Source organism: Motilimonas sp. 1_MG-2023, from assembly GCF_030547455.1.
In the GTDB taxonomy this organism is placed as follows: domain Bacteria; phylum Pseudomonadota; class Gammaproteobacteria; order Enterobacterales; family CBDFNC01; genus Motilimonas.
Map to the genome: position 1 here is coordinate 17,059 of NZ_JAUOPX010000051.1, position 13,523 is coordinate 30,581.

The 13,523-nt window shown below is 42.6% G+C and carries 9 protein-coding genes; 4 read left to right on the forward strand and 5 right to left on the reverse strand.

What is annotated here, in order from left to right; translation table 11 throughout:
* Positions 1–42: 42 nt before the first annotated feature.
* The 4 genes from phoU to Q4519_RS19110 are packed head-to-tail and all read right to left on the reverse strand — an operon-like array spanning position 43 to position 5,509.
* Positions 43–747: a phosphate signaling complex protein PhoU gene (gene phoU / locus Q4519_RS19095; protein ID WP_232800060.1), complete on the reverse strand. Its 705-nt coding sequence runs from the start codon at positions 745–747 to the stop codon at positions 43–45.
* Positions 748–763: 16 nt separating this feature from the next.
* Positions 764–1,582, reverse strand: coding sequence for a phosphate ABC transporter ATP-binding protein PstB (pstB, locus tag Q4519_RS19100; protein WP_232800059.1), 819 nt, complete (start codon positions 1,580–1,582; stop codon positions 764–766).
* Positions 1,583–1,617: 35 nt separating this feature from the next.
* Positions 1,618–3,270: a phosphate ABC transporter permease PstA gene (gene pstA, locus Q4519_RS19105; RefSeq protein WP_232800058.1), complete on the reverse strand. Its 1,653-nt coding sequence runs from the start codon at positions 3,268–3,270 to the stop codon at positions 1,618–1,620.
* Between the two features lie 13 nt (positions 3,271–3,283).
* Positions 3,284–5,509, reverse strand: a complete 2,226-nt coding sequence (locus Q4519_RS19110; protein WP_232800057.1) for an ABC transporter permease subunit — start codon at positions 5,507–5,509, stop codon at positions 3,284–3,286.
* A gap of 416 nt (positions 5,510–5,925) precedes the next feature.
* Here Q4519_RS19110 and ppk1 point away from each other — a divergent pair, with 416 nt between their 5' ends.
* The 4 genes from ppk1 to yegQ all read left to right on the forward strand — a co-directional run bounded on the left by ppk1 (position 5,926) and on the right by yegQ (position 12,940).
* Positions 5,926–8,106 (forward strand): polyphosphate kinase 1, encoded by a 2,181-nt coding sequence (gene ppk1 / locus Q4519_RS19115; protein WP_303515062.1) that lies wholly within the window; start codon positions 5,926–5,928, stop codon positions 8,104–8,106.
* Positions 8,107–8,625: 519 nt separating this feature from the next.
* Positions 8,626–9,627 (forward strand): HAD family phosphatase, encoded by a 1,002-nt coding sequence (locus tag Q4519_RS19120; protein WP_303515065.1) that lies wholly within the window; start codon positions 8,626–8,628, stop codon positions 9,625–9,627.
* 486 nt (positions 9,628–10,113) lie between these two features.
* Positions 10,114–11,247 (forward strand): Na/Pi symporter, encoded by a 1,134-nt coding sequence (locus tag Q4519_RS19125; protein WP_303515076.1) that lies wholly within the window; start codon positions 10,114–10,116, stop codon positions 11,245–11,247.
* A gap of 313 nt (positions 11,248–11,560) precedes the next feature.
* A complete protein-coding gene (yegQ, locus tag Q4519_RS19130; protein WP_232800055.1) occupies positions 11,561–12,940 on the forward strand; it encodes a tRNA 5-hydroxyuridine modification protein YegQ in 1,380 nt (459 codons plus the stop codon).
* Positions 12,941–13,119: 179 nt separating this feature from the next.
* Here yegQ and Q4519_RS19135 read toward each other — a convergent pair whose 3' ends face one another.
* Complete coding sequence (locus Q4519_RS19135; protein WP_303515068.1) at positions 13,120–13,464, reverse strand: hypothetical protein; 345 nt, start codon at positions 13,462–13,464, stop codon at positions 13,120–13,122.
* Positions 13,465–13,523: the final 59 nt, after the last annotated feature.

The following is a 13,523-nucleotide window of genomic DNA, read 5'->3' on the forward strand; positions in this document are numbered from 1 at the left end:
ATTGCCTCCGTTTTTTATGGACTAAGCCGCTTTTACATCAATTTACTTCAGCAACGATTCCATTTCATTGCTGTCAATATGGCGTACATCTTTACCTTTTACAAAGTAGATAATGTACTCGCAAATATTTTTACAACGATCGCCCACTCGTTCCATTGCCCGCGCCGCCCATAGTACTTTTAAGACGTTCGGGATCGAGCGTGGATCTTCCATCATAAATGTCATCAGTTCACGAACAACACTTTCATATTCACGGTTTACTTTAATATCTGAGGCATGAATTTTGATGGCCGCTTCCACATCCATACGAGCAAATGCATCTAATGAATCATGTAGCATTTTCACCACATTGCGACCCATGTGCTCAACACTCACTAATGGCGGCTGGGTTTTATTGGCATTATCAATCACCATATGTGCCACTTGTTTAGCTTCATCACCAATACGCTCTAAATCAGCAATGGTTTTAATAATCGCGATAACTAAGCGCAAATCACTGGCTGCAGGTTGGCGCTTGGCAATAATACGAGTACACTCCTCATCAATCGACACTTCCAATGAGTTAACCTTACGGTCACGCTCTACCACACGCTTGGCGACTTCTTTTTCTTGAGCATGTACAGCATCAATAACGTCGTTCATTTGCTGTTCAACCAAACCACCCATAACCAACACTTGGTTACGCACATTCTCTAATTCAGCATTAAACTGACCCGAGATGTGTTTGTTTAAATTCATGTTATCCATTGTTTGCTCCTCGGGCCTAGCCGTAACGGCCAGTAATGTAATCTTCGGTTTTCTTTAAGCTTGGCGTCGTAAATAAGGTATTAGTATCCGCGTATTCAATTAACTCGCCCATGTACATAAACGCCGTTTGGTCTGAAACGCGCGCGGCTTGTTGCATGTTATGAGTAACAATCACAACGGTGTACTTACTCTTTAGCTCATTAATCAATTCTTCGATAACTAAAGTTGAAATAGGATCAAGTGCAGAAGTTGGCTCATCGAGTAGCAATACTTCTGGCTCAATCGCAATGGCACGAGCAATCACCAAACGTTGCTGCTGACCACCAGATAAACCAAATGCATTATCGTGTAAACGATCTTTCACTTCATCCCACAATGCCGCGCCGCGTAAAGAGCGCTCAACAGCTTCATCTAACGTACGACGGTCTTTTATGCCTTGTAAACGTAGCCCATAAACCACATTCTCGTAAATAGATTTAGGGAACGGGTTCGGACGCTGAAACACCATGCCAACGCGACGGCGTAAAGCCGCAACGTCAACATTGCGATCATAGATATTTGTACCGTGAAGGTCTATTTGGCCTTCGATACGACAAATATCAACCAGATCGTTCATGCGATTAATACAGCGCAATAAGGTTGATTTACCACAGCCAGAAGGACCGATAAAAGCAGTCACTTGGCCCTTAGGTATTTTCATACTGACATCAAACAGCGCTTGTTTGCTGCCATAGTATAAATTCAGATCTTTTATTTCTAGCGCTGTTTGCGCTTCAGTTAAATTAGCCAGGTCTAGCGCTTGGGCATTCGCCGTAGTAGGTGCTACTGAAATCATGTTTGTTACCTTTTATCTGTTCTTTATGACCTGGATTACTGATCCAAGGATCTGAATTTTTCGCGTAAACGGTTGCGGATACTAATCGCTGACATGTTTAAGCCAATGATCACAGTAACCAACAAGAATGCCGTTGCGTATACCAGCGGACGTGCCGCCTCTACGTTCGGACTCTGGAAGCCAACATCATAAATGTGGAAACCTAAGTGCATAAATTTACGCTCTAAATGGAAGTATGGGAAGTTGCCATCAAGAGGTAATGTCGGCGCCATTTTAACCACGCCCACCAGCATTAAAGGTGCAACTTCACCTGCAGCACGTGCTACAGCCAAGATCAACCCTGTCATAATCGCTGGGCTTGCCATTGGCACAATAATGCGCCATAAGGTTTCTGCTTTTGTGGCGCCCAGTGCCAATGAGCCTTGGCGCACTGATGAAGGAATACGAGATAAACCTTCTTCGGTCGATACTATCACTACAGGCAGCGTCAAAATCGCCAACGTCAGGGCTGACCAAATAACACCCGGTGAACCAAAGGTTGGACTTGGCAACGCTTCTGGGTAGAAAATTTGATCTAAACTACCACCAACCATATACACAAAGAAACCAAGGCCAAATACGCCATAAACAATTGAAGGCACACCCGCTAAGTTAATCACCGCAATACGGATCATCTTAGTAATCGGACCTTTTTTAGCATATTCATGCAGATAAATAGCCGCGACCACGCCTAATGGGGTGACGATTACAGCCATTAACATCACCATAAATACGGTGCCGAAGATAGCAGGGAAGACCCCGCCTTCGGTATTTGCTTCACGTGGGTCTGAACTGACAAACTTGGCTAACTGATGAACCCAATGACCAAATTTTGCAAAAAATCCCATGTCATTTGGAAAATGAACATCTAATACTTTTTGCATCGGTAAAGTAACTTGGCGACCATCCATGTCACGCACAATCACCGCATCACGGGAAGCTTGGTCACGAAATGCAAATAGTTCCTTTTCCAGCACCAAGTAGTCATCATGTAAGGCTTGGCGTTGGGCTTCAAAATCAGCTTTAGCAGCCTCATCAAGCTCACCATTAAGCGCTAAGCCACGCTCTTTTAAGCGTAAACGCTCAAGCTCGTAGTTAATGCTACCAATAGGGCCATGTTGCAAATCATCGGCTTGCTGATTCAGCGCGATAGCACGCTCCATCCGCTTGATTAACTCAGCGCGTTTGTCCGTGGCATTAACAGCTTCACCAGCTTCAAGTAAACCTTCAACATAACCATAAAAATTACCGTTGGTTGAACGTTCAAATACGGCAATATCTTGTGGCGCCGTTTTAGTTTTAATTTGCGTTTCCATTATCCAACGGAAGTCCAAATCAACGTATTCACGGTTACCGGTTTTAAGTAGGTAACGTGTGATGACTTCATCATGTTGCTCTGGTAGCTTCACGCCTGACGATAAAACACGCTCGGCGCTGACCTTTTCCGAGTCGTATAACTCACCGATCACTGTGTGACGCTGGCCATTTAGCTCTTCTAGGTCAAATTCATAGACGGTGCTTGGCCAAAAAAAGCTAAGTCCACGCCAAGCAATCAGAACCAGTAAACCCACTACAGCCACTAAGCTAATAGAGACGGCGCCTCCGGTCATCCAGATCCATGGCGCACCCGATTTAAACCAATTTCTCATCTTAATCTCTCAGTTACAGGCTAGAGTACTTTTCACGTAAACGCTGGCGCACAAACTCGGCGACAGTGTTAAAACAAAAAGTGAAAACAAATAATACGAAAGCAGCTAGGAACAACACTCGATAATGAGAGCTACCTACTTCCGATTCAGGCATTTCTACCGCGATGTTAGCCGCTAAAGTTCGCATACCTTGGAAGATACTCCAGTCCATTAATGGCGTGTTACCCGTTGCCATCAATACAATCATGGTTTCGCCAACTGCGCGACCAAGACCCATCATGACAGCAGAGAAAATACCTGGACTAGCAGTCAAAATAACCACGCGAACTAAGGTTTGCCAGCTGGTCGCCCCTAAAGCAAGTGAACCATTGGTCAAGTGTTTCGGCACACTAAATACCGCATCTTCTGCAATGGAGTAAATAGTTGGAATAACCGCAAAGCCCATCGCAATCCCCACCACTAATGAGTTACGTTGGTCAAAATCAATGCCTAATTCATTAGTAAGAAACTTACGCGCATCGCCTCCAAACAACCAATATTCAACTGGCGTGCTCAAGGCAAACGCGGCATAACCAACGAGGATAACCACAGGAATTAATATGAGTGAATGCGCACCTTCAGGCGTTGCTTGTTTAATTGATTTTGGCAAGTTATGCCAAATAAACGCAGCCAGCAGCACACCAATAGGCAAACCAATAATCAGCATCACAATACCAGGCAGGTTTTCTTCAACAATCGGCGCTAGCCATAAGCCAGCTAAGAAACCGAGAATAACCGTAGGTAATGCTTCCATCAGCTCAACGGTGGGTTTCACTATTGAGCGTACAGGCGCAGACATAAAGTAAGCGGTATAAATCGCGCCAGCTAATGCAATTGGCACGGCAAATAACATCGCGTAAAAAGCCGCTTTAATGGTACCAAATGAAATCGGCACTAAGCTTAATTTAGGCTCAAATTCATCACTGGCAGAGGTTGACTGCCAAACATAATCCGGCTCAGGATAACCTTCGTACCACACCTCTTGCCATAATGCTGACCAAGTCACCTCTGGGTGCTCATTATCAAGATGATAAAGGCTCAAAAGACCTGGCTCTTCAACTAAAATAGCATTTGCTCGCGGTGAAATAGCAACGGCTTCTAATGGCTTGTCTGACAATTTTTCAGAAAGTAAGCGTGTATTACCTGTGGTATGGAAAATACCTAGGTAACCCTCATCATCAAGTGTAAGAAAACCTTTGCGGAAGAACTCAGGAGCGATATCAATAATGCCTGCTTCGGCCTTAAACTCACGAATTAACGTTAATTTACGACTGCCATCTTTAACGACTTCAAACCACTGCGATATGTCACCATTGTCATTACCAACAATCAATGAACTCGCACCGGTTAACAGACGAACTTTTGTTACGTTAGCACCCGGTGAATTAATATCCATCATGGTAGTGAGATGAACATCGTCAACATCTGAAATATCATAGATAGCCAAACGATTGCCGCTGCGTAGATATAAGTTACGAAGGTTTGGCAACAGCAGTATTTGATCAACTTTAGCGGGAGCATCCGGCAACACAGTGCTAACAGGCGTCCAAGTGACCTCTTCGGTCATCATGTTTTGCTCAGCCGTTAGAGCCATAAACACAGCGCGACCATCGGCCATAACAGCAGCAATACCAGCTTGTTCGTCGGACATTTCAAATGCTAAGTGCTTAATCGCACCGCCAGACTCATCTATCGTTAGATGTGACTCACCTAATGGGTAAGAGACCGAAGGCTCAATTAAGCGCTGATCGTTTGGGTATGAAACCTCAAAATCTGGATGAATAATTTGAATGGTGCCATCGTCAAAGCCGTATACCATCATCCCTTTCGATGGAATGGTTTGGCTAAACGCAGTCACCTTACCCGCTAATTGCTTTTGCAAGATAACCGAGCCTGACGACTCGCCCTGTAGCGAAATAAATTCAACTAGGCCCCCATCCGTCATGCGATAGGCGATTTCATTTTGCTCTTCCATGCCCAAGGCCAATGTTTTTCCTTGGCTTTGCACCTTTAACGTGGTCTGTTTTTCGATGTCAGCACTTTCAAAAATTGGCTGCACAACGTAAAGAAGGTAAACAAAAATCAACAGTAAGGCAGTCAACACTAAAACAGCGCCAGTGGTAACCCCATACTTTGCTAATTTATCTGTTACCAACCGCTTGCGACTCCCAGCAAGCGACAGGGAAAATTCCTCTGCCATTGGTATCCTCTGAATGGTATTTAAACTGTGGGCATTATATTTCTCAATGATGACAGTTTTGTTACATGGGACGAAATGATTTAGCTAAAACGATAAAAGCGGAAGAAACATGAGAAAGGAGTAAAAAACATCAATTACCGACAAATACATCAATTACCTTGATAAAGTGTCAAGTATTGACGACAGCTGGATAAAGTTACATTTTTATGTCATTTAAAAGGCCAAATTTACATTAAATATTTATGACAACATTAATAAAAGTGTCACATTCTAGTTCTATGCTTAAGATACGTTATTCTGTCATTAAAAATTCATCCATGTAATGGATTTTGTGCTAGTAGTCGCAAGCAAATAAAACTGTAGATTGAATATAATAACGATGATTAATTAAGTTTGTTAGCTTCAGGGGGTCGAGAGTGAGTTTGGATAAGCTGTTTGTAGAAAAGGAATTAAGTTGGCTATCGTTCAATGAGCGCGTATTACAAGAAGCCATGGACAAAACAGTTCCTATCGTTGAAAGAGTTCGCTTTCTAGGTATCTTTTCAAACAATTTAGATGAGTTTTTTAAGGTGCGAGTGGCCGATGTCAAGCGCCGCATCATCATTAATGAAGCACAAGGCGGTGACGAAGGAGCGAAGCATCTACTCACAAAGATTCAAAACAAAGTTCTCAAGCTGCAACAAGATTTTGATAATACTTATAAAGACTTAATTTTGGCATTAGCTCGACACAATATCTTTTTAGTCAGCGAGAGCCAACTTTCGGAAAATCAACAAAGCTGGATAAGAAGCTATTTCAAAGACAAATTACTGCGCCACCTAGCCCCTATAGAGTTAACCAAAAGCATCGACTTAGTAGATTTCCTTAAAGATGAATACACTTATCTCGCGATTGAGATTCGTAAAGGCGATGATACCAAGTATTCATTAGTTGAAGTGCCAACTAATGATTTACCACGCTTTATCCAATTACCGAGTGAACAAACTAAGCGTAAAAAATCACTCATTCTGCTCGATAACATTATCCGCTTTTGCATTGAAGACTTATTTAAAGGTTTTTACGAGTTTGATAGCCTCAACTCTTACTCAATCAAAATGACCCGCGATGCTGAATATAATATGCAGGGTATGGTAGAGCATGGTTTGTTAGAGCAAATGTCGGAAGGTTTAAAACAGCGTTTAACAAATGAACCGTTACGATTTGTTTATGACCGCGAAATGCCTCTACACATGGTTGATTTTATTAAAGATAAATTACACATATCCTCTCATGATAGTGTCATACCTGGCGGCCGTTACCATAACTTTAAAGATTTTATTGGCTTTCCAAATGTCGGCCGAGCTTACCTTGAAAACCCAAGTTTACCGGCACTTTCTTGTCATCAAATAGAAAAATGCGATACGGTTTTTGACGCCATTTCCGAACGAGACATTCTACTCTACTATCCGTTTCATAAGTTCCGCTACGTGACGGAACTGATCCGCCAAGCCGCACTCGATCCCAAAGTCAGTACCATAAAGATCAACCTCTATCGTGTGGCAAAAAAATCACGCGTCGTGAGCTCACTGATTGACGCCGTTAACAACGGTAAAAAAGTAACCGTCGTAATAGAACTTCAAGCGCGCTTTGATGAGGCGGCCAACATCAAATGGTCAAAACGCTTAACCCAAGCGGGCGTGAAAGTGGTGTTTGGTGTTCCTACTTTAAAGATCCACTCAAAGCTTTGTCTTATTACTCGTTTAGAAGACGAGCAGTGGGTAAAGTATGCTCATTTAGGCACAGGTAACTTTAACGAAAAAACCGCACAAATTTACACTGACTTCGCCCTACTCACTAAGAATCAAGAGTTAGCACAAGAGGTAGAGGGCGTATTCGACTTCATTGAGCATCCGTATCGTCGTACTAAGTTTAATCATTTATTAGTGTCGCCAATCAACTGTCGACGCTACCTTTACCGCATGATAGATGCAGAAATAGCGAGTGCGAAACAAAACAAGCCGGCAGCAATTACGGTTAAGGTAAATAACTTAGTCGACAAAGGGGTGGTTAACCGCCTTTATGCTGCCAGCAGTGCAGGGGTTAACATTCGCATGATCATTCGTGGTATGTGTGCCTTAGTACCAGGCGTGGCAGGCATTAGTGAAAACATTGAAGTAATTAGTATTGTCGACCGCTTTTTAGAGCACCCTCGAGCGTTTATTTTTCACAATAATGGTGATGAAAAAATATATATCTCTTCTGCCGATTGGATGACACGTAATATTGATAACCGCATCGAGGTGGGCTGCCCTATCTATGACCCTGAACTCAAAGCCATGATCAAGCACAGTATCGAGTTACAATTTAAGGACACCACTAAAGCTCGCGTTATTGATAAAGAGCAAAGCAATGAGTATGTACAACGCGGTAACCGCCGTAAAATACGTTCTCAAATAAGTACTTATGAATACTTGAAAAGACGTGAACAACAATTGGTACAGAAAAACCAAGAGGAAATCGAGTTACAAGCAGCTTTGGAACCTGAAAAGCCGATATTAGAAACTAAACCACAGAGCATCGCAAGCAGCGTTAATTCAAAGCAACTTGAGCAAGTATAAGTAACGTGGGCTCGAGTCTAACTCAGCCCTTTTTATTTTTTATTAGATTTTGGATATTTTGGATTATCGCCTTTCTTGTGGGACCTTCGCGTATGTATTTTGTGAGTAAAGGCTAAACCAACACCGTTTCATTTTTGTTGCTACCAAGCGAGTAATCAAGCCATATTCTATGGTCGAACTTTAGTTAGAAATAACATTATAATCACCTATAATTGATATTTAAGGTGTAGTCTTGTGACGAGGTTACTTTAATTGTGCACCCAAACGACCTTGATATATTTGATTTCAGAGACGTTGATACCAAGTATTGATCGTCGGTAATAGCTTTCTCTTTTATCGAGATCAAGCGCAGCTAAGGTTGAAAACAGAGCTGTACTCTGAGATGAGCACCTTCAAGTTGACTGGGTAGTAAAACATTATGCGATGATTTGAAGCTATTGCCTGCCGCTGTTTGAGCTGTTCACTGGCAGTCTAACTCTTATTGTTAGATAAATTATTTTATGAAAGGAATAACAAAATATGTACTCAAAACTTAAAGCTGGTTTGCTTGTTGCCGGGCTGGTGGTGGCTGGGTTAGCGCAAGCTACTGATGCTCTCCCCTCTTGGAATGAGGGTGATACCAAAAAGTCTATTATCGAATTTGTGACGAAAACAAGCGATGCCGCATCATCAAGTTACATCCCAGAGTCTGAACGTATCGCGGTGTTTGATAATGACGGTACTTTATGGGCAGAAAAGCCGGTTTACTTCCAATTGTACTTTGCACTTGATCAGCTTAAGTTAATGGCCCCAGAGCATCCAGAATGGAAAACGAAACAACCTTACGCAGATCTATTAGCAGGTAAAATCCCTAAAGATTTAACTGAAAAAGATCTGGTAGAGCTGGTAATGACAACACATGCCAATATGAGCAGTGCCGAGTTTCGTAACAAAGTTCAAGATTGGGCTGCGACAGCAAAACACCCTAAAACCAATCAGTTATTTACCGACATGGTTTACCAGCCAATGCTTGAGTTACTAACTTACCTACGTGAACATGGCTATAGTACTTATATTGTTTCAGGTGGTGGCGTTGACTTTATGCGTGCTTGGGCACCTTCTGTCTACGGCATACCGGATGAGCAAATTATTGGTAGTCGAATTGAGCTTGAATACAAAGTAATTGATGGTAAGCCGCAAATATTGCGCGCACCTAAACTGTTTTTCAATAACGATAAAGGAGGAAAACCAGTAGGGATTCAGCAAGTTATTGGCAAGCAACCAATCATGGCTTTTGGTAATTCTGATGGTGATCAGGCTATGATCCAATGGACAACATCGGGAACTGGCCCTCGTTTTGGCTTACTTGTGCACCATACTGATGCTAAGCGGGAATGGGCTTACGATAAGGATTCTAAAGTTGGTCACTTAGATAGCGCATTAACGATGGCTCATGAGCAAGGTTGGACAATTGCAGATATGAAAAATGATTGGTTAACTATTTTTAAATGGGAAGCCACTGGTCAGGCAGCTAAAGAATAACACTTTCTATACGTACAGCTGATTGAAATAAACAACGCGAGTGGCTATCCATTCGCGTTTTTTATTACTGCCTACTTTGTTGTCTCGTAATGCGTTTGCCATAACGGGATCCGATAGTTTCTTGTTCCCAATTCAATCAAGAATCTTAACTAACCTTTTTAGAGAAGTGATTATTTATTTCGTGATTTGTAGCTATTTTGCTTTAATAAATAGACATCAAATTTAAGTTCACACAAACCAGCTCCCATAACTCACCAACAAAAAAACAATAACTAACAAAAGGTTAATAAAAAACAAACACTAATTCATAACTGTTTTAGATCAAATACGCTGTTAATTTTCAGCAAATACCTTCAAAATGACGCCCGTTCAAAAACGGAGCGCGATCACATTGAAATATTTCTGTCACATTTCTCTGCTTAAATCCGCTCGTCGAAAAACTGAAATATCACCCAATAGGTTGTGATAGGAAGCAAAAAAATGAATATGAATCAGGGAAAGCAAGTCACACAAAACATCTTAAATTGGCTTGCAGTTGTTGTACTGGTCTATGCCATGTTAGTGGCCGTAAGCACTGTGGGCAGTGGCTTCAAAATTGTTTCAGGCGGAGCCAGTGGCGCAGAGCAAATATTCCAATTTGCCAGTAATCCATTTATAGCGTTAATACTCGGTACCTTAGCCACTGCTTTAGTACAATCTTCCTCTACTGTCACCGCTGTTATTGTCGGCTTAGTGGCAGGCGGTCTTCCTATCTCTATCGCTATTCCTATGGTGATGGGTGCCAACATGGGAACCACCATTACCAACACCATCGTTTCCATTGGTCACGTCCGCCAAAAAGAAGACTTTAAGCGCGCTTTTAGTGCTGCGACAGTACATGACTTTTTTAACCTACTAGCAGTCGCTATTTTCTTACCCCTTGAGCTAATGTTTGGCTTGTTAGAAAAGTTGGCTGCCGCAGCGGCTCACCTGCTCGTTGGAAGCTCAGATGTATCAATGAAAGGCCTTGATTTTATGAAGCCTTTAACTAAACCTGCAGTAAGTCTGGTCAAGGATGTTTGGGCATTTTTACCGAGTAACTGGACGGGTATCGCCATGGTTATCACCGGCATCATTATTATTCTGTTTGCCGTGACTTACTTAGGTAAAGTGCTTAAGCGAGTACTGGTTGGTCGAGCGAAGAACGTGCTGCACAGTGCCATAGGTAAAGGCCCTGTAACGGGAATTTGCTCTGGCGCATTGGTCACTGTAATGGTGCAATCTTCATCTACCACCACCAGTTTGATGATCCCATTAGCGGGTTCAGGTATGTTTACGACAAAGCAAATTTACCCATTTACCTTAGGTGCAAACATTGGTACCACCATTACCGCATTACTGGCCGCAACAGCGATTACGGGCAGTGCCGCCGAGGTAGCATTAACCATTGCTTTAGTACACTTTTTGTTTAACTTGTTAGCTGTGGCCTTGATTTATGGCTTGCCATTTTTACGCGACTTACCCATTAAGGCGGCAGAGCGCCTTGCAGAGGTAGGCTCTCAAAACAAACTACTGGCCTTTAGTTACGTCGTCGGCACTTTCTTTGTTATCCCCGGCTTAATGTTAGTGGCGGTTCGCTAATTAGCCCAGTTTTAACGACTTGCATTAACTCACGCCGCATTGACTTGCGGCGTTTTACTATCAACACACCATGCCCATCTAAACACGACAACTAAATTAACAATTAGCTTCACTCTTAACAGTACTCCTCTCTATTGATAAACCCATAGCCAACAGCACTTAAAACGAAATTGATCTAAATCAATGTCTGATTAGATTTCTCTCTCTCGCTATCAAAGCGGCTTACTTCGTTAATAAATTACCAGTAACATTTGCGCCCCCTAAACCATGTGGTGGTTTAGCCTGACTTGAGATCAGACAAGAGAGATTAATAATGTTTAAACCTGAACTGCTTTCCCCTGCTGGAACCCTAAAAAACATGCGCTACGCCTTTGCTTATGGCGCAGACGCCGTTTACGCGGGTCAGCCACGTTACTCACTACGTGTACGTAACAACGAATTTAATCATGAAAACCTTCAAATAGGCATTAATGAAGCCCACGCCTTAGGTAAGAAGTTTTATGTGGTGTGTAATATTCAGCCCCACAACTCAAAGTTAAAAACCTTTATTCGTGATATGAAGCCAGTGGTTGATATGGGGCCTGATGCGTTAATTATGTCTGATCCCGGCCTTATCATGATGGTACGTGAACACTTTCCGCAAATGCCTATTCACCTATCGGTGCAAGCCAATGCGGTTAACTGGGCAACGGTGAAATTTTGGCAGCAACAAGGGGTTGAACGCGTTATTCTGTCACGTGAGTTATCCCTAGAAGAAATTGAAGATATCCGCGAGCACGCACCAGAAATGGAGCTTGAAGTGTTTGTGCATGGCGCATTGTGCATGGCTTATTCAGGGCGCTGCCTGCTCTCTGGCTACATCAACAAACGCGATCCTAACCAAGGCACCTGCACCAATTCTTGCCGTTGGAAATACGACACTCATGAAGCCAAAGAAAACGAAGTAGGCGATATTGTCGCGGTACAACCAGAAATCTACACACCAGAAAAAGTCGCGCCAACATTAGGGGAAGGTCAGCCAACGGATCAAGTCGTGCTGCTACAAGAGCAAGGCCGTCCAGGTGAATACATGCCAGCGTTTGAAGATGAACACGGCACATACATTATGAATTCAAAAGATTTACGCGCCATTGAGCATGTTGAGCGTTTAACGCAAATGGGCGTGCACTCATTAAAAATAGAAGGTCGCACTAAAAGTTTCTATTACTGCGCCCGCACCGCGCAAATTTATAAGCAAGCCATTGATGATGCCGTAGCGGGTCGCCCGTTTGATCAAAACTTGAAAGGCACCTTAGAAAGCTTGGCTCACCGCGGTTACACTGAAGGCTTCTTACGCCGCCATAACCACAGCGAATATCAAAACTACGACTATGGCTACTCTGTTAGTACCCATCAACAATTTGTCGGTGAAATCACTGGCCGCCATGCCGAAACAGGCTTAGTTGAAGTGACCGTGAAAAATAAGTTTTTGTTGGGTGACAGCATGGAATTAATGACGCCCAAAGGCAATATCACTTTCACGTTAGAACAAATGCAAAACCGCAAAGGAGAAGCCATTGATGACGCCAAAGGCTCAGGCCATATTGTTTACATTCCATTACCAAGTGATATCGAGCTAGAATTTGCATTACTGATGAGAAATTTGCCTGAAGATGCAGATACCCGCAACCCGCATCAAGCTAAGTCAGCTTAACGGATTGACCATTAAAGGTAGCGTGGAAGCTGGAGGTTAGAGACCTTCGGCTACCCATTGGCCTATTTTTCAACTTACTTTGCGAGAACAAAATTGCCCCTGCGACCATTGCAGCTATATCAGCTATATCAGCTATATCAGCTATAACAACAATACCTTGATTGCTTGGTTATATGCTACTACTCGTATGCTTTTAGCGTGTCAAAAATCTCCTTTGACAGAGCTCTAAATAAACCGTGAATAGACTCTGATAGTTTCTCAGGATTTTCGAAATCAGGATCAGCAAGCATTACAATTTCAAAAATTGACCATTCTGGCATTGACTCTTCGTTCAGCCATTGCACCCCCTTCAACTTCTCCCAGTAACCTTTTTGAACATCCTTTGTTTGCCCCAGCAGCCAAATTTCAAAGCAAACCTTTTGATGATTAAGTACAAGAGCCAGTTTAAGCTTGTTCTTTTTAAGATAATCATTTTGCAAATAAAAGTAAGTAAAATCGATATAACCATTGTTCTGGTCAACCAAAACTGGACACCTTTAGTTGAGAATTTTCAAACTCCACTGGTGACAGATCACCATTGGCT

Coding starts and splice junctions, on each gene's coding strand:
- phoU (WP_232800060.1), bottom strand. CDS start 747: ATGGATAACATGAATTTAAACAAACACATCTCGGGTCAGTTTAATGCT.
- pstB (WP_232800059.1), bottom strand. CDS start 1,582: ATGATTTCAGTAGCACCTACTACGGCGAATGCCCAAGCGCTAGACCTG.
- pstA (WP_232800058.1), bottom strand. CDS start 3,270: ATGAGAAATTGGTTTAAATCGGGTGCGCCATGGATCTGGATGACCGGA.
- Q4519_RS19110 (WP_232800057.1), bottom strand. CDS start 5,509: ATGGCAGAGGAATTTTCCCTGTCGCTTGCTGGGAGTCGCAAGCGGTTG.
- Q4519_RS19120 (WP_303515065.1), top strand. CDS start 8,626: ATGTACTCAAAACTTAAAGCTGGTTTGCTTGTTGCCGGGCTGGTGGTG.
- Q4519_RS19125 (WP_303515076.1), top strand. CDS start 10,114: ATGAATCAGGGAAAGCAAGTCACACAAAACATCTTAAATTGGCTTGCA.
- yegQ (WP_232800055.1), top strand. CDS start 11,561: ATGTTTAAACCTGAACTGCTTTCCCCTGCTGGAACCCTAAAAAACATG.